Source organism: Streptomyces sp. NPDC033221 (genome assembly GCF_055577005.1).
Window position 1 is genome coordinate 1 of record NZ_JBVIQN010000005.1, and the last position, 22,778, is coordinate 22,778.

The window sequence follows — 22,778 nt, forward strand, 5'->3', positions numbered from 1 at the left end:
GAGGGAGGAGGGGGGGGGTGCTCGGGGTGGGGGAAATTGGGGGGGGGGGGTGGCGGCGCACAGGCCGCCACCCCCGCGCGGTCACGGCCGCTTCGCCCTGGCCGCGACGATCTCGGCCAGGGCCGCCGTGACGTCGGCCTCGGACGCTGCCTTGGTGATGCCGAGGCCGCTCAGCACGCCCTCGCCGTCCTCCAGTTCCAGCAGTGCGAGCAGGATGTGCTCGGTGCCGACGTAGTTGTGGCCCAGTCGCAGCGCCTCGCGGAAGGTGAGCTCCAGCGCCTTCTTCGCCTGCGCGTCGAACGGAATCAGCGCGGGCATCTTCCCGGCCGCGGCCGGCAGCGCCTCGGTCACCCGCTGCCGTACGGCGTCCAGCGTCACGCCCTGCGCCACGATCGCGCGCGCCGCCAGGCCCTCCGGCTCGGCCAGCAGCCCGAGCACCAGGTGCAGCGGGCTGATCTCGGGGTTGCCCGCGCCGTGGGCCTCGTTCTGCGAGGTCACCACAACGTTCCGGGCCCGGTCCGTGTACCGGCTGAACCCCTGGCTGGGGTCGAGGTCGGACGCCTCGCCGGGCGTCTTGGGCACGAACCGCTTCTGGGCCGCCTGCTTGGTGACGCCCATGCTCTTGCCGATGTCCGTCCAGGAGGCGCCCGAACGGCGGGCCTGGTCCACGAAGTGGCCGATCAGGTGGTCGGCGACCTCGCCGAGGTGCTCGGCGGCGAGCACCGCGTCGGTCAGCTGGTCCAGCGCGTCGGGGTGGACCTTCTTGATGGTTTCGATCAGGTCGTCGAGGCGGATCGGAGGGGTGCTGCCGGTGGGTTGCGTCATGCGTCAACCGTAAGTTGACGACCCCCAATCGTCAACCCTTGGTTGACGATCTCCTTTTGCTCGCTTTACTGGAGTGGCCGCTCTACTATTGACGGCGATGCGCACCGTCAACCCCGAAGAGCACGCCCGCAAACGGGCCCACATCCTCGCCGCCGCCGCTCAGGAATTCGCCGCGCACGGCGTCGACGGCACCTCCACCGCGCGCATCTGCCGCGCCGCCGGGATCGGTTCGGGCACGCTCTTCCACTACTTCGCCACCAAACGCGACATCTTCCACGCACTGTTCGCCGACGACGTGCCGCGCAACGCCGAGGCGTGCGCCCGTGCGCTCGCCCAGGACCGGCCGGAAGACGGCATCCGTCTCCTCGTGGACCACCTGCTCACCGATCTCGCCGACCCGCTCGTACCAGGGCTCGCGGCCGCGGTCGTCTTCCAGGTCAACCGGGACGAGGAGTTCGCCCGGCTGATCATGGCCGACACCGCGCAGGTACGAGCCGCCCTCGAAACCCTGACGGCACGCCTCGCCGAGGAGGGCCGCCCCCTCCCCTTCCCACCCGAACGGGTCGCCACCTGGATCCAGGGCCTGCTGGACGCCGCCTACCTCTCCGCCGGCGAACCGGACTTCGCCCCCGAGGCGCACGCGGCCGAACTACGGCGCATCATCACGTGGCTGACCGGCGGCGACGCATCCGGAGCGCCCCCGCCGTCCACCGGCGTACCAACCCCGTCCGGCACCTGAACCGTCCCGCACCGCATCACATCAGAGGGAGAACCGGCCGATGTCCTCCGACAAACCGTCGCCCAAGGCCCAGGCCGCCGCGCCCAAGGCTTCCCTGCCCAAGGACCCGCGGCCGACGCCCGACCGGACCACCACCGGCCCCACGAGCGCCGGCCCCACGGCCGTCGGTTCCACCACCGTCGGCCCCACCACCGGCGACCGCGTCCTGGCGTGGGCGGGCTTCCCCCTCATAGGGGCAGTGGCACTATGGCTGCTCAGCAGGGCGGCGGGCTGGGTGGCGTCACTGCCCTGGGCCCCGATGCAGGGCCCGTTCAAGCTGGTCGCGTCGGCACCCGAACCGCTGGTGTCGATCATCGCCCTGGGCGTCGGCCTCCTCAGCGGCCTGGGCCTCGCGTTCGCCGCCGAACGGGAGTACATCAGCGCAGACATCGGACCCGAGCAGGCGGCCCTGACCCTCGCCGGGAACACCCGGGCGGTACAGCGCGCGGCGACCGCCGCAATCTTCAAGGACGGCAAGAATTTGGTGGCACTCGGCCACGACTCCGCCGAACTCCTCAACCTCCAAGGAGACTTCAACGCAGAACGGTTCGGGGCCGCCTTCAAACGGCACGGCTACCCGTGGCGGCCGGACGGCGATCCGTACGCCGCCGACTTCCGCCGCTGGGTCCCGGCGCAGCCCGAACTGTCGAGCGGCGCGCACGCCCTGCTCAAGGCTCGCGCGCACGCCTTGAAGAAGGGCGAGAAAAAGGACGCCGAACAGCTCAGGGCCGAGCTGGCCGAGCTGGGCCTCGTCGTACGGGAGGGCAAGGACAAGGCCCAGCACTGGCGACGAGCAGAGGCCCCTCAGCCGCCCTCCGCCTGACAAGAAGAAAGAGTTCAGCCCCCAGGTCGCAGCTTCGACCCGGGGGCTGAACCCTTTCTTGACTCCTTCTTGCGCAGACGAAACCGGCGCACGCTCAGCACGACCACCACCACCGAACCGAAGCCCGCCAATCACGCTGAGTAGCAAATCCGCCAACTCGCAACACAGTCCCACACGCGTGATTCCCAACACCGAGCATTTTCGTTATCCAACAACACTGCTGGTCACAGGCCTAGTTCAGGCCCGCCGCTCCCCCTCCGCCGCGGAATGACATGCGCAGGGCATCGGTGTATGGTTTCGATCTCTGTCACCCAGAGTGTTGCTTTGGCCCATGCCTACCTCGTTGGTCGAACGTGGCTGCACCCCGGGCGGCAGTGCGCAACTCCCCCACAGCGGTGCCCGCGTGGACCGGATCTGGTCGGCCAGATCCTGGCCGTGTGTGCCGCGGAAAGGTTTGCCCATGTCCCGGAAACGGGCCTTGAAGAGACGGGTTCTGAAGCCCGTCCCGCTGACCGCACTGGCAGGCGTCGGCGCCTGCCTGGCCGTTGTCGTCGTACCGTCCGCTTTCGGTACGACCGCCCCGGCCGACCAGGCCGCCCCGAGCGGCACCTGCACGATCCGCTCCGCCGACCAGCACTCCGAAGCACCCAGCAGCTGCCTCGGCGTCACCGCCTCTCTCGACCACCTGCCCGCCGTCGGCCAGCAGGCCACCCTCACCGTGGACGTCAAGGCGCAGGCCGACGTCAAGAACGCCGGCCTGGCCGTCCAGCTGCCGCCCACGCTGCGAATATCCGACAAGGACGCCGGCCTCACCGCGCCCGCCACGGACACCTTCGGCCAGCGCACCACCCAGCGGCTCGCCCTCACACCCGGCACCCGCACCGTCAAGCTCAAGGTCAAGGCCGTGGCCGCCGGACCCGCCCAGATCCAGGCGGACGTCAGCGACATCGACCGCCCCGACCCGCGCCGCGCCGGACACGACTCGGTGGAACTGACCGTCGGCACCGCCAAGGGCTCCTCCGACAAGGGCGTCTCGGTCACCAAGGGCCGCACAACCAAGGTCGACGGTCCCGGCCCCGGCCAGCGCAAGCCGCGCAAGGTCACCCCCAAGACCCCCGCCCCGGCCCGCGCCGCGGCGGCCACCGCCCCGGCCGCGCGCGCCCAGGTCTGCGTCAATGGCACGTTCCGCAACCGCTTCCAGTCCGCCGAGGGCGGCAACTGGAACGCCAAGGCCAACCGGGACGAACCGGTCAGCAATGCCAACGTCACCCTGTGGGGCAAGCCGACCGCCAACGGCGCCACGCAGAAGCTCGCCACGGGCATGACCGGCAACGGAAACGGCCAGTTCAACCTCTGTTACACCCCCAGCACCGCCGTCACCTCCGCGGCCTGGGTGGAGTTCCAGACGCAGGCCGGCCGGATGTGGTCGGTGGTCGACTACAACGGCAGTCGCTACGCCACGACCTCGTACGCGCTGAACAACATCTCGCGCAGCACCGGCCTGGGCAACGTGTACGCCAACCAGGGACAGAGCCGCGCCTGGCATGCCCTGGACACCCTCAACAAGCTGTGGTGGAACCGCGGTTCCACCACCAACTGCTGGGCGTCCAGCCAGCAGGACGGCCGCTGCACCCCGATCACCGTCCAGTGGTACCCCGGCTCCACCGACGGCACGTACTGGAACGGCGGCGAGGACAGGATCCACCTCGCGGACGACGACCCCGACTCCGAGCACACCACCGTCCACGAGGCGGGCCACGCCCTGATGGGCAAGCTCTACAAGGGCTGGTGGCCGCAGGTGACCAACTGCTCGCCCCACTACGTCAGCCGCACCTCCTCCGCCAGCTGCGGCTGGACCGAGGGATTCGCCGACGCGGTGGCGTTCCACACGTTCAACGACACCACCTTCTACTGGGGCAACGGAGCCTCCCAGAACCTCGCCAACGACCGCTCCACCAGCGGCATCGACCCGGGCGACGCCTGCGAGGCCCGCGTCGCCACCACGCTGGTCGACCTGTGGTCCCAGGTCGACGGCGACTGGACGAAGAGCAACACCATGATGTCCCGCAACCCGCAGTCCAGCTTCCGCGAGTACTTCGTCACCGACCGGCCCGCGCACGGCCTGGACACCGGCACGACAGCACGCAACATCATCTGGAAGCACACCATCTGGTACTGACAGGTACTGACCTCTGTCAGCCGAGCTGACATCTGACAGCTGCACGAACACCATGGGCCGGGCCGGTCGTCGGCCCGGCCCATGGCCGTGAGCAGGCCGGCTCGGCGAGGGCGTAGGCCTTGTCGGCCCGGCATTCCACCCCGGCCCCCGCCAGGGCACCGATGATGCCGTGGGTTCGGGCGGCCTTGATGTCGTGGACAGATCCGGGCAGCGCGGGCGACGCCCACAGCAACCGTCCCGCCGCGTCGGCGATCACCTGCACGTTCATGCCGTGCTTCTTGTGTTTCCCGGAGTAGAAGGGTCGGTCGGCGGCGATCCGGTCGATCGGCAGCAACGTGCCGTCCAGGATCACGAACGCCTTGCCGGAGGCTGTCCTCACAGCACGAGCAGCGCCTGCTGTCCGGCGGCCAGCCGGTGCCATCGTGTCCCTTGCGCAAGACGACGTGCGGTCAGCTCACGGGCGAGGAAGCGCAGAGCGGAGGTGGACAGGTCGACTCCGGCTGGGTAGACAAGCATGCGGAAAGCTCCTGGCAGGACGGCTCGGACTCGACACGCACCCGTCTAACAGGAGCTTCTCATGCCCGGCCCCCCGCCCTCATCCCCAGTGGCCCTGCTCCGCACGCAGGTTGAGGATATTTCAGTGGGTGTTGGCGTGAGAGAGCGTGCGGAAGAGCTCGGCGCCGATCACGAGCGCGGCACGGTGGTCGAAGCGACACCGATCCATTCGTGTCCGCGTCGTGCTCGGCTACCTGCGAGCCGGGCGCGAGCCGGATCCGGTCGAGATCGCAGCTCAGGGCCGACTCGGACTCCTTCCGGGCTGCTCAGCCGTGTTCAGCGAGGAGCAGTACCGCCCGGGGACTCTGCGCCCAGGAGCGTGAGCAGCCCGGGAAATCTCTTCTCGATGTCCGCGCGTCGTAGTCGGATGCCCTTGCGGTTGCCGTAGTCGATCTCGTCAATGAGACCTGCCTCGCGCAGGACCCGGAAGTGGTGGGTCTGGGTCTGCTTCGAGATCGGAAGATCGAACGAGTTGCAGCCCCGCTCGCTGTCGCTGCGGTCGGCGGCCAACTCCGTCATCACCGAACGACGGTGCTCGTCGGCGAGGGCGCGAAACACCGCCCCCAGATCGAGCGCATCGGCCTCCGGGCCGACCAGGTTCTTCCCGGCCACGCGGCACCCCCTTCAGGTACGACTTGAATCGTACCTGAAATATGTGCTCCACTGAGGTACGAAATCTTTCGTACCTTCGTTCCGGTTGTGCTGCCCCGCGCCGCCGCGCCCTGAGAGCCGGCCCCGGCACTCGCCGGGGAGCTGGCCATCATCGACACTCCGAGAGGTCATCGTCATGAAGAAGCCCGAGGTGCTGATAGTCGGTGCCGGAATCGCAGGGCCCGCACTCGCATACTGGCTCTCCCGGAATGGCTACCGGCCAACGGTCGTCGAACATGCCCGGCAGCTGCGCTCCGGTGGTAGCGCGATCGTCGTGAAGGGGCCCGCGATCCCGGTCGCCGACCGCATGGGCATCCTCCCGCAGCTGCGCGGGCTCGCCACCCGCAATCGGTCACTGACCCTGCTCGACCCCGGCGGCAGGCGAATCCTGCAACTCCCGCTCACCTCGGACAAGGCTCCGACGGTCGAGGTGACCCGAGCCGACCTGTCCGAGGTGCTCCACCGGTCGGCGCAGACCGAGGCCGAGTTCTTGTTCGACGACACGGTCACCGCTCTCGACCAGGACGAAGGCGGGGTGGACGTGACCTTCCGGCGGTCCGCGCCACGGCGCTTCGACTTGATAGTCGGTGCCGACGGGATGCACTCCACCGTACGGCGCCTGGTATTCGGACCCGAGCGGCAGTTCGCGAGCGACCTGGGCCTGTACGGCGCGACCGTCCCGCTGGAACCCGACGCCATCGAGGACCCGACCGAGATGACGATGCTGACCGTGCCGAACCGGATGCTGGTCCTCCACCCCTCGCGGACCACCCCGCTCGCGATCTTCACCTTCCGGGCCGCACAGCCGGCGCCCCACGACCGCAAGAACATTGCCCTTCACAAGCAGACCGTGGCCGACGCCTACGCCGACGTGGGGTGGCGGGCACCGGAACTCGTGGCGGCGTTCCTCGACCACCCGGCTCCGTTCTTCGACCCCCTGACCACCCTCCGGATGCCCTCGTGGTCCCGCGGACGGGTCGTCCTGCTCGGGGACGCGGCGGCGGCGACAGCCCTGCTGGGTGACGGGTCCAGCATGGCGATGGCGGGCGCGTACGCCCTCGCAGAAGAGCTCGCCGCCCATCCCGGTGATCACGTCCGCGCCTTCGCCGCCTACGAGTCGCGGCTCCGCCGTGAGATAGGTCCGCGGCAGCGACGCGTCGGTCTGCTCTCCAGCCTCATGGTGCCCCGCACCCGGCCGGGCCTCGCGGTGCGCAACGCGGTGGGCCGCGCGGTCGGTCGCACGAACCGGATCGCCTCTCGCGAAGCCGCGAACCGGTAGACCGGGCCCGCGCCGACCGGTCACCGGTCGGCGCGCAGCTCCGCGGTAGCTCTCAGCCGGGTCGGCGCCGCCATGTCCGACGAGCCCGGCTCAGCGTGGTCGGTCATCGCCGATGCGGCAGGTCGGCTGCTGGCGGCCTCACCCACCATTAGCACCAACCGAGTCAGCGCCACCGTGAAGACCATCCCCGCCCTTTGTCACGCCTCAACCTGAGGTTGGAAAAAGCTCACTGTCCGCACTGCTGACATGGGGCCCGGGTGACCCGGTAGAGCCTGCATTTCGCGCCATACTCGAAGACGTCACGCACCATCCCTGTACACCGATGAGTCCGGCATGACGCAGCCCCGATCGCTTGCCTTTCCGGCGGAGCCGGATAGACGGCATTCTTGTCGCAGTGCAGACAAGGGAATGGGGTCAGTCCATCTTCGTTGGCTACATAGGCGTTCCCTTCAGCGCAATTGCAGCGTGGGCAGATCCAAGCCATGAGCACGCCTCCGGTAGGTGAGGGACGCAGCATTGCGCCCGGTGCCGCCGCTTGGGGGATGTTTCCCCAGCCGTCCCCTGCCAGTGGATCTCATTTCAGCTGCCTCCTGGCAGGCCTGGAAAAGACGCTGACAGGCTCTTCCGTGTGCTTCTCGAACTGCCGGTGCCCGGTCATGGCCGCGTGCTCACGCATCCAGCCGTTCGCCTGTACGGGTGCGTCCCAGACGGAAGAGCGGGCGCCACACTCCGTGCCGCCGATTTCGGTGACGCATTCGGCGACGTGTTTCCGGATGCCGGTGATCTGGATCTCCAGGTACGTCGGCGCGGAGGCGGGGTTCGTCATGAAAGGACTCTCCGTTCGGGGGGCGTTGGGCCTGGCACTGCCGTTACTGGTGCGCAGAATGAGCACGCCGTCGCTTCCGCGTGAGCGCATGAGCCGAGTGAGGTGCTCCCGACTGGGGAGTGGGTCAGGTTCACTCTTTCGAGACAAGGTTCGCTCCTCTCCGTAGCGGTTCCACTACTGGAGAGGCTCAGCGTGTCCTACAGTCGGGAACCATTCAACGTGTCAGTCCCGGCAGGAAAGTTGGCGATGACCGCGTGAACCGCAAGGAGTTGAACCCGGACAGTAGTCCGCAGGCGGCCTTTGGAGCGCGCCTGCGCAGCTCGCGCGAGGGCCGCGGGTGGAAGCAGGAGGACCTAGCCGAGCGGATGGGGTACTCCAGCACGCATATCTCAGCCGTCGAAACCGGTCGGAAAGTGCCAACCTTGCGCTTCTCGCGTAGCGCTGACCGCGTCTTCGGCACGGAGGGGACAACAGACACGTTCGAGCGGCAGTGGCGCGAGATCAGGCACGGTTCACTGTTGGAGGGGTTCCCGGAGTTTGTGGGGCACGAGGGACGCGCGGCAGAGATTCGTCTGTACGAAGTGGGCGTTATCCCTGGCCTCCTCCAAACACCGGAGTACACATACGCCCTAGCCGAGAGTGCGGTCAGGCGGGGCGTGATTACGGCCGAGCAGGCTGACGAGCGGGTTGCACTCGTCTCCGAGCGTCAAGCTGTGTTACTCCGGACGCCCCCACCGCTCGTACTAGCCGTGCTAGACGAGAGCTGCCTACGCCGTCCTGTCGGTGCACCCGCTGTGATGAACGCCCAGTTGGCGCGACTGATCGATTTCGCCAAGCTACCCACCTCCATCTTCCAGGTGGCTCCGTTCGCCATGGGAACAGATAGGCCGTTCAGTCTGCCGGTCACAGTGTTGACGCTGCCGGACCGCTCACTGATGTCGTACGCCGAGTCAGCCCAGCGGGGGCACCTTGAACGGGACTGCACCTCAGTGCTTCCCATACTGACGCTCTACCATCAGATGCAGGCCGGAGCCCTCTCACAGTCGGCTTCTGTGGCCATGACCGAACAGTTACGAAAGGGCACCCCGTGACCACCGAATCCCCCCGCTGGTTCAAGTCCTCGTACAGCGAAAACGGCGGCCAGTGCATAGAGATCGCCACCAACCTCGTCGTCTCGCACGGCGTTGTCCCCGTTCGCGACTCCAAGAACCCCAACGGCCCGCATCTGACACTCAGCGCGAACGCGTGGGCCGGACTGGTCGAGTTCGCCCGGCACGCTGCCGCCTGACCTCGGCAGAGCAGCCACGGCCCCGTCACTCCCCCACCGGAGCGGCGGGGCTTTCGCTTTCCTGCAGGTTTCGCCCAAGCGGGCCGCGACATACGCCTGTTGACGGCCTAGCACCGGCGTCGAGCTGGAACGCTCTCCCAAGCGTCATCCCTGGCCTCGATCGAACAGCTACGAAAGGGCACCCCGTGACCACCGAATCCCCCCGCTGGTTCAAGTCCTCGCACAGCAACAACGGCGGCGCCTGCATAGAAACCGCCACCAACCTCCTCACCGCACACGGCGTCATCCCCGTCCGCGACTCCAAGAACCCCAACGGCCCACGCCTGACGCTCAGCGCGGACGCATGGCCCGGGCTCGTCGAGTTCGCCCGGCACACCGCCAGCTGACCTCGGCCCCGCCGCTCTCACGCCGGAGGGGCGGGCATCTTCATGCGTAATGCATGCACCAGTCGCCGCTCACAGCGTCAACGCGAGGTGGTGACGGCAGCCGACAGCTCGCGGACTCCGGCCGCGCGTGGGTGGCGCTGGGCCAGGTCGGTGACGATGCGCCGGATAGCGGGCCGGTCGCGGACTTCGCCGCGCGATGCTCGTACGGCGTGCAGCAGCGCCTCGGCAGCCGGTTCGGGCTTGGCCATCTGCCACCAGGCCCGTGCCAAGTCGGTGTGCATCCGGGCTTTTCGCTCGGGCGTGGGGAACTGCTGCTCCCGCAGGTTGGCGCCGACTTCCAAGGCGGCGCCGGCGTCGCCAAGAGCCCAGTGCACGCCGACGGCGTACAGGTGGACGGCCGCCGGGGTCAACGGAAACAGACGCTCGGACGGAGCCCGCTCGGGCAGGAGGCGGGCGGCGCTCTGAGCCTCGCCGATCGTGGCCAGGGCCTGGCCTCGATCGCCTGCGCGGGCCGCGCAGTAGGCCTGCGTACACAGCATCTGGGCGTACGCCGAGGTCTGGGCACTGCTGGTGAGCCCGGTGGCTTCGACTTGGTCCGCGGCCTTGAGGATCAGGCGCTGGGCGGCGGCAGGCTGGTCCTGGTGGCGCAGGGCGATGCTCATCTCGCGCGCGGCGGCCGCGGCCGCGAGTGGTGAGCCGGAAAGGTCCGCGTAGACGGTGGCCCGGTCGGCGGCCTGACGGGACTGTTCGTAGCGGCCGATTTTGGTGAGGACCTGGGAGAGGAGGCTGTAGCCAGTGGACAGGCGGGCCAGGGCAAGGTCGTGGCGCGAGCGGGCGGCCACGTGCGCGTCACCGAGCAGGCCGGGCAGCTCCTCCAGCAACCGGGCGTGCCAGCCGGCGTCGAACAGGCCGCGGGCACGGGCAAGGCGCTGGTCGAGGGGTGCGGCGGAGCCGCTGGGGTCGGGAACGCCCGCCAGCGCGGCATCGACGCCGATCAGGAACTGCGCGGGGGCCGCGAGTCCGGCGGCGGCGAGCAGGGTGCGGCGGTGCATCGGGTCCTCCTGGGCTCGTGGACCATCGAGCGCCACCCTAGTGGCCGACGCGCCACCGAGGGCGAGCGACGCCGTGAGAACACCCATTGGCACCCCCACCTCTTCGGCGGCGCGTCACAGCAGACGCAGGTCGCAGGGGCAGCTACGTGCTTCGAGCCGGGAGACCGTGGAGGTCGAGCACCCCAGGCGCCCGCCCAAGTCCTGCTGACGCCACCCGCGCGCGGTACGCCCGACCTTGACGAGCCCGCCGGCGTGCCGGGCGGCCACGAGGAAGCGGACCTTCTCGGAGGACCATAGGGAGTCGTTGGGCACAGCACCTCCCACGCCAGGGGCCGGGGCCCGTTTCACGGTAGTGACTCAACCTGTCTGCGTCGACGTCGTGTGCAGTATCCGCAAATCGCATGCGCAAGAAGCAAGTTGGTGCCCGCTCGGCCACGCACGGTGGTGTCGTGGTCGTGCGGCCCACGACGGGCCGAGCAGTCGCAGCACGCAGGAGGGCACGATGGCGACAGTGGCCGAGACCAGGATGCAGGCCCGTGATCCGCGGGACTACCTGACACGCGAGGTGTGGGACCGGCAGATCCAGCTCCTGATGCGGGATCACCCGGTGGACGAGGTGATGGCGAACCGGCTGTTCGGGGCCGCGGTCTCGTACCTGATCACCGCGATGGAGAAGTGGGGCCAGCATCTGGAGCTGTGCTGCGGCCGCCTCGTCGATCTGGCGGTCCACGTGTTCATCCTGGACACGAAGAATTACCGCGACTTCTGCCACCAGCACTTCGACGGGAAGTTCCTGGAGCACATCCCGGAGATCGCGTTCAAGTACGACGGCAGTGTGGAACGCACTGCCAAGGTGATCGCCGACGCCGGCTTCGAGGTGGACTGGAAGCTGTGGGAGCGCGACTACGCCGCGTGCGGCCCGTGTCGTCCGGGGGAGGAGTGCCACTGACCGCCTGCACGCCGTCGGCCCGGGAACGCTTGGCGCTCCCGGGCCGACGGCTGCTCGGGTGACTTCGCGGCGAACCACCGCGAGGAGCAGGGCGGGCCGGTACGGTGCCAGGTCCCGTCCGCCCTCCTGAGGAGCCGTATGCCCCGCGCGCCACGAACCCCGGCCGAATACTGGGACACGTACAAGCCGCACCGGGGCGACGGGCCTCAGCCGCGGCCAGACACCGGCCGGTTCGAATGGACGCAGTATCCCGGCCACGGACCCGGAGCCGAACTCCTCGGCTCGCCCCGTCGCGCTCTGGACCTCGGGCCGGCTGAAGGCAGGGAAGCCGCACACCTGGCCGAACGCGGCGTACGGGTGACCGGCGTCGACCTCTCCGCCGTCCAGATCGCCCGTGCCCGCGCCTGGTGGCAGGGCCTGCCGAACCTGGACTTCGTCCACGGTGAGGCGTGCTCTTATCTCACCGAGGCCCCGGGGACGTACGACGCGATCTACTCGGTGTGGGGAGCTGTCTGGTTCACCGACCCCGATCAGCTCCTCCCGCTCATCGCGGCCCGGCTGGCTCCCGGCGGCGTATTCGCGTTCTCCCAGGCCGAGCCGTCACCGCACGCGTACGGTCCGCAGGCCTTGCGGGGCAAGTGGCTGGAGGGCCGTGAGCGAGAGCTGGCCGTACCGCGCTGGCAGTACCCGCCCGGGACCTGGGCCGATCACCTCAAGCGGGCAGGCTTCGCCCATGTGGACACACGCACCCTGCCGGCACCGGACGGAGAGCGGTCGGGCACGCTGTTGGTCGTTGCCCGCTGAGCCTCACGCGAACTTACGACTGATCCCCTCAAAGACCCGCTTCGCCTCCGCGCCCAAGTGCGGCCCCGCCAGCCACGTGTGGTTCAGGGAGCCGATGGAGCTGTTGGAGACGAGGTACGTGCGGCCGCCGTAATTGGTGAACCAGCCGCCGCCGGAGGTGCCGCCGGTCATCGTGCAGCCGATGCGGTACATGGTGGGGGTGCCTTGGGCCATCGTGAGGCGGCCGGGGCGGGCGGGGCAGTTCATCATGCGGGCGCCGTCGTACGGGGGTGCCGCCGGGTAGCCGAAGGCCTGGAGGCCGCTGACCCGGTCGGCGGACGGGGCGCCGAACCAGACCGGCAGTGCCGCGCCGACGGTCTCCTGGAGGGACTTGCCGCCGCCGCGTTCCGGCTTGACGTGCAGGACGGCGAAGTCGTACGCAGAGCCGCCGTTGCCGGACTTGGTGCTGCCCATGTCGATCCACTCGCCGGAGGTGGTGACCCAGTTCGCCCACCACACCCCGTACGGCGCGACCTCCTGTGCCGGGGCCCGGCCGACCTGGCTCATGGGCAGGCCCTCGTCGTTGTAGGACGGCACGAAGACGATGTTGCGCATCCAGCCGCCGCTCTTGCCGGTGTGCACGCAGTGGCCCGCCGTCCACACCAGGTTCGACTTGCCGGGGTGCGCCGGGTCCTCGACGACGGTGCCGGAGCAGACCATCGGGCCCTGTGGGCTGTCGAACATGATCTTGCCTATGGGGGCCATGTGCTGGTGGTAGGGGCGGGCCACCTGCCGGGCCTGGACCGGGCGCGGTTCCGGGTCGCTGCCGCCGGCGTCACCGGCGCTCTGGGTGGTGACGTCCGGGGCGTTCCTGGCCTCGGCCATCCGGGACGGGTTCCACAGGTCCTTGATGACGGGGTTGGCGAACTCGGAGGCCTTGCGGGCCCACTGGTCCCAGTCCTTCCAGCCGCCCTTCTGCCACTTCTTGACGTCGTCGAGGCTGGTGGGCAGTCCGCTCGGCAGGTCGGAGCCGCCCGCGTCCGCCCCGCCGCCCTTGTCCGCGGCGGCCGAACTGCGCGGCGCGGCGGCGGCCTTGTCGTCGCCCGGCCCGCAGGCGGTCGCGGTGGCGAACAGGGCGACCGCCGCGGCGGCGGCCGCTGCGGTACGGCGTATGGCAGGCATGGAGCGGTTTCCCCCTGGTGCGTCCGGAGATGCGTCATGTATTTGACATGCCCCCGGCCGGGGGCGCCTCTACTATGCCTCTGGTCCACGCAGGGCCTGTGACGAGGGGTTGCGCTCACGATGGAGATTTTTGCCGACCGTGATCTTCGGACACGGCGGATGCGGCTGCGGTGGCTGACCGAGGACGACGCGCCCCACGTCGTCGCGCTGCACGGCGACCCGGGCGTCATGCGGTTCCTGGGCGACGGCCGGCCCGTACCGCGTGCGGAGGTGCTGGAGAGGACGCTGCCGGTGATGCTCGCCCGGCACGGGCCCCGGAAGCTGCTCGGGTACTGGGCGGCCGAGGACGCGGTCGCCGGGGGCTTCCTGGGCTGGTTCGAGCTCGTCCCCGCGAACCGGGGCAACGGTGGTGAAGTGGAACTGGGGTACCGGCTGTTCCCGTCGGCGTGGGGACGCGGTTACGCGACCGAGGGCGCCCGCGCGCTGGTCCGCGCGGCGTTCACGGTGTGCGGGGCCCAGCGCGTCATGGGCACCACCATGGCCGTCAACACCGCGTCGCGGCGGGTCATGGAGAAGGCGGGACTGCGGTACGTACGGACGTTTTACGAGGACTGGCCGGACCCCATTGAGGGGTCGGAGCACGGCGAGGTGGAGTACGGCCTGGAACTCGGCGACTGGGCAGGCTGAGCGCGCGCTCCGCTTCAGCCAGCCAGCCCCGACTGGTGGGCCAGCAGCGCCGCCTGTACCCGGCTCTGTGTGCCGGTCTTGTCGAGGATGCGTCCGACGTGGGTCTTGACCGTGCCCAGGCCGATCTCCAGGCGGCTGCCGATGTCCAGGTTCGACAGGCCCTGGCCGAGCATCGCCAGCACCTCCCGCTCCCGGTCGGTCAGCGCGGCCAGCCGCTCGTCGGTGCCGACGCCCGCGCCGGTCCGGCCGCCTCCGCCGCCTTGCAGCATCCGCTTGACGACATGGCCGGTCACGCCGGGCGAGAGCACCGCGTCGCCGGCCGCCGCGGCCCGTACGGCACTGATCAGTTCCTGCGGGCCCTCGTCCTTGAGCAGGAAGCCGCTGGCGCCGGCCTGCAGGGCGCGGGTGACGTTCTCCTCGTCGCCGAAGGTGGTGAGCATGACGACCTGCGGCTTGGGGTCGAGCCGGACGAGCTGCTCGATGGCGGCGAGGCCGTCCAGGACCGGCATCCGGATATCGACGAGGGCCACGTCGACCGGGGTACGGGCGGCCAGTTCGACCGCCTCGGCGCCATTGGCGGCCTCCGCGACCACCTCGATGTCCTCGGCGTGCCGCAGGATGAGGCGCACGCCCGCCCTGATCATCTCCTCGTCGTCCGCGAGGAGCACTCGTACGGGCTGTGCGGCACGCGTGCCGTGGGGATCGAGATGGTGATCGAGATCGCTCATGTGCACAGGCTAATGGGATGGGTGGTGGGTCCGGGGAGTCGGCTTTCTCCGCGTCTTCCCTGGCTGCCGGGGCCGGGACGAATCCGGTGCCGGGAGTGACACAGCACCGGTTCAGGGGTCGACCCGTACGAAGAACGTGTCGATGTCGGTCAGTACGTCGCCGCGGAAGCAGTACCGGGTGATCTCCACGCGTCCGCCGACCGGTTCGTCCCCGGTGTACGGGAAGACGCATTGGGTGCCGGCCGGCCGGGGCGGTTCGTGGCCCGCGGCGGCGGCGCGGGCGAGGCCGCTGTCGGAGTACATCGCCTGCTCGACCTCCTCGCGGCCCATGCCGACGTGGATGTCGCTCGGGGAGGGCGGCTGCGGCTGGTGTCGCGCGTCCTGCACCAGGGTCAGGCCGAACGCCAGCATCGTGCCGACGCCGACGAGGCCGAGGATGCCGGTCGCGAGGCCGGGCAGGTGGCGCAGGACGCCGGGCAGGGCGCCGGAGCGCCGGTCCTCCTCGGCGGCCAGGTAGGCGGGCGAGTCCTCCGGGCGGGTGGCGTTCGCCGACGATGAGGCGGGGTGTGCGGGGACCGCCGCCTCGACGAGGAAGCCGCCCGCTCCGGTCGGTCCGGTCCGCAGTTCGCCGCCGAGCAGGCCGACGCGTTCGCGCAGGCCGGTCAGTCCGCGTCCGGTGCCGAGTCCGGTGGTGGCTTCCGGGGGCGTCGGTGGCGGGCCGTTGCGTACGGTGACGCGTACCCGCTCGGCGGTGTGCTCCACGGCCAGTCCGACGGCCGCGCCGGCCGCGTACCGGTGGACGTTGGTCAGCGACTCCCGGACGACGCGGTGCACCGCGCGCCGTACGCGGGGCTCCAGGCCGTCCAGGTCGGGCCCCTGCCAGTGGACGGCGACGGTGATGCCCGCGGCGCGGGACTCCTCGGCCAGCGCGTCGATGTCCGCGCGGGTGCCGGTGGCATCGGTGAGGGCCTCGGTGCCGGTGTCGCGGCCCAGCGGGCCGAGGACGCCGAGGACCGCGCGCAGTTCGTTCATGGCGTCCCGGGTGGCCGCGCGGACCTGCGCGGCCTCCTCCTTCAGTTCGGGCGCCTTGGTGGCCAGTGCCATCTCCAGACCGCCGCTGTGCAGCGAGATCAGACTGAGCCGGTGACCCACCAGGTCGTGCATCTCGGCGGCGATACGGGAACGCTCCTCGACGCGGGACGCGCTGTCGATCAGCCGCCGGGCCTCCTCCGCGGCGGCGGCGCGTTCCCGCAGGGCGACCAGCAGGCGGTCCTGCTGTCCGCGCGAGCTGCCGACCAGGCCGGGTACGAGGATGCCGACGCCGCCGACCACGATGCCCTGGGCGACGCCGTAGCGCCAGCTCGCGTACCCGGTCAGGACCGTGCCGACGACGGCGGTGAGCAGGGGGATGGCGGTGGCGGTGAGGAGGACGACGGTACGGCGGCGGGGGTTGTCGGTGCGCCGGATGGCGTCGTAGGCGACGAGGGCGGTCATCATCCCGACCACCGGCAGGGCGCCGGCGAACGCGGCGAGGACCAGCAGGACGGTGACGGGAAAGCGCCGGCGGGCAGGCAGCAGCACGGCCCCGATGGCGCACAGGGCGATTTTCTTTTCGGCCGCCAGCAGTTCGAAGTACCCGAACGAGTTGGGGCCGAGGACGCCGAGGTAACCGAACCCGGCGATCACCTCCAGAAGGAGGAGCAGGCGGCGCCTCTTGCGCCGGCGCGGCCGGTCGGCGTCGTACGGCGGGGCCGTCGGCAGCGGCGTGGAAGGCATGTCCCCGATTATCCGGAGGCGATCCCCGCAATCGGTGCACCTTGAGAAGGAGGAAGGGCCGGGCGGGTCTGTCCGAAGACAGACCCGCCCGGCCCTCACCGGTTCCGCGTGGCTACTTCTTCGGCAGCCACTTCTTCCAGACCTCCGGGTGTTTCTCCACCCACCGCTTGCCCGCCTCGTCGGCGGACAGGCCGTCGGAGGCGATCATCTCGGAGACCTCGTTCTGGTTTTCCTTGGACCACTTGAAGTTCTTCAGGAAGGCCGCGGCCTCGGAGCCGCCCTTGGCGAATTCCGTGTTGAAGAACTTCTGCAGCGGTGTCGTCGGATAGGCGCAGTCGATGGACGCGGGGTCCTTCGTGCCCTTTTCCGCGCAGGCGTCGGTGTACTTCGGCAGTTTCACCTCGACCATCGGCACCTGGTTGAACAGCCACTGCGGCTCGTACCAGTACGTCAGGAACGGCTTCTTCTGCTTGGCGAACTGCTGGATCTGGGTGATCTGCGCCGCCTCGGAACCCGCGAAGACGACCTCGTAGTCCAGCTTGAGGTTCTTCACCAGCGCCTTGTCGTTGGTGACGTAGGACGGCGAGCCGTCCATCAGCTGGCCCTTGCTGCCGCTCTCGGAGGTGCGCAGCTGATCGGCGTACTTGTTGAGGTTCTTCCAGTCGGTCACGTCCGGGTGCTTGTCGGCCCAGTACTCGGGGACCCACCACCCGATGTGGCCGGTGACGCCGTTGCCGCCGCCCGCCGTGATCGTCTTCTTGTCCTTGATGTAACGCTTTTCCTGCTCCGGGTGGCCCCAGTCCTCCAGGATGGCGTCCACCCGGCCCTGGCTGAGCGCGTCCCAGGCCGGGATCTCGTCCACCTGGACCGTGTCGACGTGGTAGTCCAGCTCGTGTTCGAGCAGGTACTTGGCCACCGCGACATTGGCCTGCGCGCCGACCCAGGTCTGCGTGGACAGCGTCACGGACTTGGAGCCGCCCGGCGCCTGGAAGGGCGAACCCTGCTTGGTCATGTCGGCCTTGCCGCAGCCGGAGAGGGCGAGCAGCGTCGCCCCCGCCAGCCCGGCGGCGCCCAGCACGCGTATACGGGTACGGGACATGGTCAGGCTCCCTTCCCCGTGGTGCGGCGCTGCGTCGGCTGGGTGACCCGGTCGAGCATCAGGCCCAGGCAGACGATGGCCACACCCGCGACCAGGCCGAGGGCCAGGTCGCCGGTCGCCAGGCCGGTGACGACGTCGTAGCCGAGCGCGCCACCGCCCACCAGGCCGCCGATGATGACGACGGCGAGGACGAGGACGACGCCCTGGTTGACGGCCAGCAGCAGCGCGGGCCTGGCCAGCGGGAGCTGCACCTGCCGCAGGGTCTGCCAGCGGGTGGCGCCGAGCGAGCGGGCGGACTCCATGGCGGCCGGGTCGACCTGCCGCAGGCCCTGGGTGGTGATGCGGATGACCGCGGGCAGCGCGTACACGACGGCGGCGGCAGCGGCCGGGGCGCGGCCCACGGCGAACAGCGCGACCACCGGGATCAGGTACACGAACTGCGGCATGGTCTGCATGACGTCCAGCACCGGGCGCAGGATCGCCTCCAGGCGCTTGCTGCCCGCGGCGAGGATGCCGACGGCGAAGCCCAGCACCAGGGTCACCGCGAGGGCGGCGAGGACCTGGGACAGGGTGTTCATGGACGGCTTCCAGACGCCGAGGACGCCGATGGCGGCCATCGCGAGCGTCGCGGTCAGCGCGGTGCGCCAGGTGCCGATCAGCCAGGACAGCGCGGCGACGATCAGCAGCGCGCCCCACCAGGGCAGCGCCGTCAGGCCGTCGCGCAGCGGGTCCAGGACCCAGGAGGTGAAGTGCGCGGCCCAGTCGGCGGTGCCGCCGACGACCGGGACCCCGGAGTAGAGGTGGTCGACCATCCACTCCTTGAAGTCGTTGACCGGGCGGGCGATGGCCACCGTCCAGCCGGACGGCCAGACGGTCGAGCCCGCCAGCCGGCCCGCGGCGGTCACCAGCGCGGTGAGGACGGCGATGCCGGCCCAGGCGCGCCAGCCGCGCAGCAGCTTCGGGCCGCGGGCGGCCGGGTCGGCGCCCATCCGCTCACCGGCGGCGGCGGTCGTACGGTCCATGACGATGGCCAGCAGCACGATCGGTACGGCGGCGGCGAGCGCGGCGCCGACGTCCACCGAGGCGAGCGCCTGGTAGACGCGGTCACCGAGACCGGCCGCGCCGATCATGGAGGCGATGACGGCCATGGACAGCGCCATCATGATCGTCTGGTTGAGGCCGAGCAGCAGTTCCTTGCGGGCCAGCGGCAGCCGGGCGGTCAGCAGCCGCTGCCGGCCGGTCGCGCCGAGCGAGGAGACGGCCTCCAGGACGCCCGGGTCGGCGCCGCGCAGGCCGAGCGCGGTCAGCCGGGCCATCGGCGGAGCCGCGTACACGACGGTGGCCAGCAGCGCGGCGGGCACGCCGATGCCGAAGATCAGCACGACGGGCAGCAGATACGCGAAGGCCGGCAGCACCTGCATGGTGTCCAGCACCGGCCGCAGGATCTTGAACAGCCGCTCCGAGAGGCCGCCCGCCAGTCCCAGCAGCGCGCCCACGGCGACCGAGGCGATGACCGCCACGATCATCAGGGCGAGGGTCTGCATGGTCGGCAGCCACATGTCCAGGGCGCCGCTGACGACGAAGGAGATCAGCGCGGTCGCGGCGATGCGGACGCCCGCGACGCGCCAGGCGACAAGGGTCACGCCCGCGGTGACGCCGGTCCAGCCGAGCAACAGCAGCAGCTGGTAGACGGCGCGTACGGAGATGACGACGGCGTTGCTGAGGTGGCCGAGGAAGTACACGAACAGCGGGTGGCTGTCGCGGTTGTCGATGATCCAGTCGCTGGTCCGGCCGAGCGGGCCGGTCAGGTCGACGGTCAGGTCGCTCGGCCAGGTGCCGCTGGACCACTTGGCGTGGGCGAGCGGTACGAGGACCGCCGCGGCGACGGCGAGGATGAGGATCTTGCGCAGGCCACGGCTCTGGAGGGCGGCCTGCAGCGCGCTCTGCTGGTCGGGCGCGGCGCTGGTGCGCGCGGTGGGGGTGGCGGCCGTCATGCGCGCCCCCGCTTCACCGTGCCGGCCGGTATCTGCATCGCCGCGGCGCGCTGGGCCTCGTGCCAGCGGCGCTGTACGGCGGCGCGGAGCCGGTCCGTCAGGGAGTGGACTACAGGGACTTCACGGGAGCCGGTACGGGTCCGGGTCGGCGGATCGAGCGTCCGTACCTGTGCGGGGGCGACCCGCACGGGCCGCCGGGTCGGGGGCCAACCGGCCGCCGCGAGGGCGGAGTCGGCGGTACTGGTGTGCGCGGACATCAGGCAGCCACCTCGCCCTGCCCGGCGTCTATCCGGGCGACGATGTTGAGCAGACAGGCGCTGTCCACGATGCCCAGGCAGCGCTTGCCGTCCATCACGCGGGCAGCGCCGCCGGAGCGCGCGACGGCCTCGATGGCGTCGGCGACCAGGGTGTCCGGCGCGAGCGCCGCTCCCGTCTCCGTCTCGCCGTCCTCGGCCGGGCGCATGGCGCGCCGTACGGTCAGCACCTGTTCACGCGGTACGTCCTGGACGAAGTCGCGTACGTACTCGTCGGCCGGGGAGCCCACGATCTCCTCGGGCGTGCCGAGTTGAACGATTTTTCCGTCGCGCATCAGGGCGATCCGGTCACCGATGCGCAGCGCCTCGGCGAGGTCGTGCGTGATGAAGACCATCGTGCGGCCCTCGTCCTCGTGCAGCCGGACGACCTCTTCCTGCATGTCCCGCCGGATCAGCGGGTCGAGGGCACTGAACGGCTCGTCGAACAGCAGGACTTCGGGGTCCACGGCGAGCGCGCGGGCGAGCCCGACACGCTGCTGCTGGCCACCGGACAGCTGGCCGGGGCGGCGGTTCTCCAGCCCCGCGAGACCGACCTTCTCCACCATCTCGGCGGCGCGCTCGCGGCGTTCGCCACGCGGCATGCCCTGGATCTCCAGGCCGTACGCAACGTTGTCGATCACCGAGCGGTGCGGCAGCAGGCCGAAGTGCTGGAAGACCATCGCGGCGCGGCGGCGGCGCAGTTCGCGCAGCTTGGTCTTGTCCATGGCGCGGACGTCCTCGCCGTCCATGTCCAGGCCGCCGCTGGTCGGCTCGATGAGCCGGGTCAGACAGCGCACCAGGGTGGACTTGCCGGAGCCCGACAGGCCCATGACGACAAAGACCTCACCCTTGTGGACGTCGAAGCTGACGTCGCGGACGGCGGCCGTGCAGCCGGTCCGCTCACGCAGTTCCTGCGCGGACAGACCGGTCAGCTCGGCGTCCTCCGGGACGCGCTCGGCCTTGGGGCCGAAGACCTTCCACAGGTTGCGGACGGAGAAGACCACATCCCGGGGGTCACGGGCGTCCTCGGCCGTCAGGTTGTCGGCGGCCTCGCGGGGCTGGGGTATACCGGCTTCGGGGGCGGCGGCGGCCATCACGCACCACCTCCCTGGGCCGGGGAATCGACCAGCAGCTCGGCGGCCTTCTCCCCCACCATCAGCACGCCGATCATCGGGTTCACGGCGGGCATCGTCGGGAAGACCGACGCGTCGGCGATCCGGATGCGGGACAGACCGCGGATCTTCAGCTCAGGGTCGACGACCGCCATCGTGTCGTCCTTGGCGCCCATCTTGCAGGTGCCCGCGGGGTGGTAGACGGTGTGCGCCGCCTTGCGGACCAGCTCGCTGATCTGCTCGTCGTCGGTCACGTCCGGGCCGGGGAAGACCTCGCGCTTGAGCCACTTCTTGAACGGCTCGGCCTCGGCGACCTTACGGGCCAGCTTGATGCCGTCCACGAGGGTCCTGCCGTCGTAGTCGCCCTCGTCCTCGAAGTACTTGAAGTCGAGCGCGGGCTTGGCCTCGGGGTCGGCGGACGTCAGGTACAGCCGCCCGCGCGCCCGCGACTTGGGGATGTTCGGCGTCATCGACACACCGTGCTCGGGGCGTTCGTAGCCCAGCCGCTCCGGGTTGTCGGTGAACGGAATCTGGTAGAAGTGGAACATCAGGTCCGGACCCTTGTGGTCCGCGTCCCGCTTCACGAACAGTCCCGCGTCGGAGTCCATCGCGGAGTTCCCCGGGATCGGCCCGTTGGTCTCCCAGACGATCACCGACTCCGGGTGGTCGATCAGGTTCTCGCCGACGCCCGGCAGATCGGCCTTGCAGTCGATGCCCAGCGCTTCGAGGTCCTGCTTCGGCCCGATGCCCGAGTGCATCAGCAGCCGCGGGGTGTCCACCGCGCCGGCGCACACCAGCACCTCGCGCGCGGCCTCGACGTAGACCTCCTCGCCGTCCTTCGTGCGGACGTGGACGCCCTTGGCGGTGGTGCCGTCCAGCTCCAGCCTGGTCGCCCAGGTCTCCAGCATCAGCGTGAGGTTGGGGCGGTCACCGGCCTCCATGTGCGGATGCAGGTACGCGACCGAGGCGGAGGACCGCTTGTTGTTCTCCGGGTGATACGACAGGTCGAAGAACCCGACGCCCTCCTCGAACGGCTGGTCGTTGAAGCCGACGACCTCCGGCACGCCGAGCGCGCTCTTGGTGGCCTCGATCCAGTCGGTGGCGATCTGGTTCTGGTCCTTCTTGGCCACCCGCACGATGTTGTTGCGCAGCTTGCCGAAGTACGGGTCCATGTCCTTGGCGCCCCAGCCGGTGGCGCCCGCCGCCGCCCACTCGTCCCAGTCGGACGGCAGCGGCTTGAAGGAGATCAGGGTGTTGTGCGACGAGCAGCCGCCCAGCACCTTGGCGCGGCTGTGCAGGATGTGCGAGTTGCCGCGGGGCTGTTCGGTGGTGGTGTATTCGTAATCCAGGTCACCGCCGAGCAGACCGAGCCACTTGCGCAGCGTCAGCACGTCCTCGCGGTCGATGTCCGAGGGGCCGCCTTCGATGACGGCGACACTCACGTTCGGGTCCTCGGTGAGCCGGGAGGCGATCACCGAACCGGCGGTGCCACCGCCGACGATCACGTAGTCGTACACGGGCATGAGGTGGAGC

At 70.1% G+C, this 22,778-nt stretch carries 21 protein-coding genes and 2 pseudogenes; 10 read left to right on the plus strand and 13 right to left on the minus strand.

The window, feature by feature from the left end:
* Nucleotides 1–81: 81 nt before the first annotated feature.
* Complete coding sequence (locus ACZ53K_RS07735; RefSeq protein WP_468832822.1) at nucleotides 82–825, minus strand: Clp protease N-terminal domain-containing protein; 744 nt, start codon at nucleotides 823–825, stop codon at nucleotides 82–84.
* 97 nt (nucleotides 826–922) lie between these two features.
* Between ACZ53K_RS07735 and ACZ53K_RS07740 the strand changes: the two genes are divergently transcribed.
* From ACZ53K_RS07740 to ACZ53K_RS07750, 3 genes are all read left to right on the plus strand, one after another.
* On the plus strand, nucleotides 923–1,564 hold the full coding sequence (locus ACZ53K_RS07740; RefSeq protein ID WP_468832823.1) for a TetR/AcrR family transcriptional regulator: 642 nt from the start codon (nucleotides 923–925) through the stop codon (nucleotides 1,562–1,564).
* A gap of 40 nt (nucleotides 1,565–1,604) precedes the next feature.
* Nucleotides 1,605–2,426: a YqeB family protein gene (locus tag ACZ53K_RS07745; RefSeq protein WP_468832824.1), complete on the plus strand. Its 822-nt coding sequence runs from the start codon at nucleotides 1,605–1,607 to the stop codon at nucleotides 2,424–2,426.
* A gap of 478 nt (nucleotides 2,427–2,904) precedes the next feature.
* A complete protein-coding gene (locus tag ACZ53K_RS07750; RefSeq protein WP_468832826.1) occupies nucleotides 2,905–4,605 on the plus strand; it encodes a mycolysin in 1,701 nt (566 codons plus the stop codon).
* Between the two features lie 40 nt (nucleotides 4,606–4,645).
* Here ACZ53K_RS07750 and ACZ53K_RS07755 read toward each other — a convergent pair.
* Both ACZ53K_RS07755 and ACZ53K_RS07760 read right to left on the minus strand, forming a co-directional pair.
* A pseudogene (locus ACZ53K_RS07755) lies at nucleotides 4,646–5,121 on the minus strand (transposase family protein); the annotation flags it as partial.
* Nucleotides 5,122–5,436: 315 nt separating this feature from the next.
* Nucleotides 5,437–5,772: an ArsR/SmtB family transcription factor gene (locus tag ACZ53K_RS07760; RefSeq protein ID WP_468832827.1), complete on the minus strand. Its 336-nt coding sequence runs from the start codon at nucleotides 5,770–5,772 to the stop codon at nucleotides 5,437–5,439.
* Between the two features lie 175 nt (nucleotides 5,773–5,947).
* On the opposite strand from ACZ53K_RS07760, the gene ACZ53K_RS07765 reads away from it, so the two are divergent.
* Nucleotides 5,948–7,090 carry an FAD-dependent monooxygenase gene (locus ACZ53K_RS07765; protein ID WP_468832828.1) on the plus strand — a complete coding sequence of 381 codons (1,143 nt, stop codon included), beginning with the start codon at nucleotides 5,948–5,950 and terminating at the stop codon, nucleotides 7,088–7,090.
* Between the two features lie 574 nt (nucleotides 7,091–7,664).
* Here the strand turns inward: ACZ53K_RS07765 and ACZ53K_RS07770 are convergent.
* On the minus strand, nucleotides 7,665–7,916 hold the full coding sequence (locus tag ACZ53K_RS07770; protein ID WP_468832830.1) for a DUF7848 domain-containing protein: 252 nt from the start codon (nucleotides 7,914–7,916) through the stop codon (nucleotides 7,665–7,667).
* Between the two features lie 254 nt (nucleotides 7,917–8,170).
* Between ACZ53K_RS07770 and ACZ53K_RS07775 the strand changes: the two genes are divergently transcribed.
* The 3 genes from ACZ53K_RS07775 to ACZ53K_RS07785 all read left to right on the plus strand — a co-directional run bounded on the left by ACZ53K_RS07775 (nucleotide 8,171) and on the right by ACZ53K_RS07785 (nucleotide 9,590).
* Nucleotides 8,171–9,007, plus strand: coding sequence for a helix-turn-helix domain-containing protein (locus ACZ53K_RS07775; RefSeq protein ID WP_468832831.1), 837 nt, complete (start codon nucleotides 8,171–8,173; stop codon nucleotides 9,005–9,007).
* The gene (locus ACZ53K_RS07780; protein WP_468832832.1) at nucleotides 9,004–9,204 is read left to right on the plus strand and encodes a DUF397 domain-containing protein; all 201 of its coding nucleotides are present in this window, start codon (nucleotides 9,004–9,006) and stop codon (nucleotides 9,202–9,204) included. The genes ACZ53K_RS07775 and ACZ53K_RS07780 overlap by 4 nt, the downstream gene beginning before the upstream one ends.
* Before the next feature lie 185 nt (nucleotides 9,205–9,389).
* Entirely contained in the window at nucleotides 9,390–9,590 is a 201-nt protein-coding gene (locus ACZ53K_RS07785) for a DUF397 domain-containing protein (RefSeq protein ID WP_468832834.1), read from the plus strand.
* A gap of 77 nt (nucleotides 9,591–9,667) precedes the next feature.
* Here ACZ53K_RS07785 and ACZ53K_RS07790 read toward each other — a convergent pair.
* Nucleotides 9,668–10,954, minus strand: a pseudogene (locus tag ACZ53K_RS07790) (helix-turn-helix domain-containing protein).
* Nucleotides 10,955–11,144: 190 nt separating this feature from the next.
* Between ACZ53K_RS07790 and ACZ53K_RS07795 the strand changes: the two are divergent.
* Both ACZ53K_RS07795 and ACZ53K_RS07800 read left to right on the plus strand, forming a co-directional pair.
* On the plus strand, nucleotides 11,145–11,591 hold the full coding sequence (locus tag ACZ53K_RS07795) for a glycine-rich domain-containing protein (protein ID WP_468832835.1): 447 nt from the start codon (nucleotides 11,145–11,147) through the stop codon (nucleotides 11,589–11,591).
* Between the two features lie 138 nt (nucleotides 11,592–11,729).
* Complete coding sequence (locus ACZ53K_RS07800; protein ID WP_468832836.1) at nucleotides 11,730–12,395, plus strand: class I SAM-dependent methyltransferase; 666 nt, start codon at nucleotides 11,730–11,732, stop codon at nucleotides 12,393–12,395.
* Nucleotides 12,396–12,398: 3 nt separating this feature from the next.
* Here the strand turns inward: ACZ53K_RS07800 and ACZ53K_RS07805 are convergent, their stop codons facing one another.
* Complete coding sequence (locus ACZ53K_RS07805; protein ID WP_468832838.1) at nucleotides 12,399–13,556, minus strand: trypsin-like serine peptidase; 1,158 nt, start codon at nucleotides 13,554–13,556, stop codon at nucleotides 12,399–12,401.
* Between the two features lie 120 nt (nucleotides 13,557–13,676).
* Here ACZ53K_RS07805 and ACZ53K_RS07810 point away from each other — a divergent pair, with 120 nt between their 5' ends.
* On the plus strand, nucleotides 13,677–14,243 hold the full coding sequence (locus ACZ53K_RS07810) for a GNAT family N-acetyltransferase (RefSeq protein ID WP_468832839.1): 567 nt from the start codon (nucleotides 13,677–13,679) through the stop codon (nucleotides 14,241–14,243).
* A 14-nt stretch (nucleotides 14,244–14,257) separates the two neighbouring features.
* On the opposite strand, the gene ACZ53K_RS07815 is transcribed toward ACZ53K_RS07810, so the two are convergent.
* The 7 genes from ACZ53K_RS07815 to ACZ53K_RS07845 form a co-directional block, all read right to left on the minus strand.
* Nucleotides 14,258–14,971 carry a response regulator gene (locus tag ACZ53K_RS07815; RefSeq protein ID WP_468832840.1) on the minus strand — a complete coding sequence of 238 codons (714 nt, stop codon included), beginning with the start codon at nucleotides 14,969–14,971 and terminating at the stop codon, nucleotides 14,258–14,260.
* 111 nt (nucleotides 14,972–15,082) lie between these two features.
* Entirely contained in the window at nucleotides 15,083–16,747 is a 1,665-nt protein-coding gene (locus tag ACZ53K_RS07820) for a sensor histidine kinase (RefSeq protein WP_468832842.1), read from the minus strand.
* 112 nt (nucleotides 16,748–16,859) lie between these two features.
* On the minus strand, nucleotides 16,860–17,846 hold the full coding sequence (locus tag ACZ53K_RS07825) for an ABC transporter substrate-binding protein (protein ID WP_468832843.1): 987 nt from the start codon (nucleotides 17,844–17,846) through the stop codon (nucleotides 16,860–16,862).
* 2 nt (nucleotides 17,847–17,848) lie between these two features.
* Nucleotides 17,849–19,840, minus strand: coding sequence for an ABC transporter permease (locus ACZ53K_RS07830; protein WP_468832844.1), 1,992 nt, complete (start codon nucleotides 19,838–19,840; stop codon nucleotides 17,849–17,851).
* Complete coding sequence (locus ACZ53K_RS07835) at nucleotides 19,837–20,097, minus strand: hypothetical protein (protein ID WP_468832845.1); 261 nt, start codon at nucleotides 20,095–20,097, stop codon at nucleotides 19,837–19,839. Before ACZ53K_RS07835 ends, ACZ53K_RS07830 begins: the two co-directional genes overlap by 4 nt.
* Nucleotides 20,097–21,227: a quaternary amine ABC transporter ATP-binding protein gene (locus tag ACZ53K_RS07840; RefSeq protein WP_468832847.1), complete on the minus strand. Its 1,131-nt coding sequence runs from the start codon at nucleotides 21,225–21,227 to the stop codon at nucleotides 20,097–20,099. The genes ACZ53K_RS07835 and ACZ53K_RS07840 overlap by 1 nt, the downstream gene beginning before the upstream one ends.
* The gene (locus ACZ53K_RS07845; RefSeq protein ID WP_468832848.1) at nucleotides 21,227–22,768 is read right to left on the minus strand and encodes a GMC family oxidoreductase; all 1,542 of its coding nucleotides are present in this window, start codon (nucleotides 22,766–22,768) and stop codon (nucleotides 21,227–21,229) included. Before ACZ53K_RS07845 ends, ACZ53K_RS07840 begins: the two co-directional genes overlap by 1 nt.
* Nucleotides 22,769–22,778 lie beyond the last annotated feature (10 nt).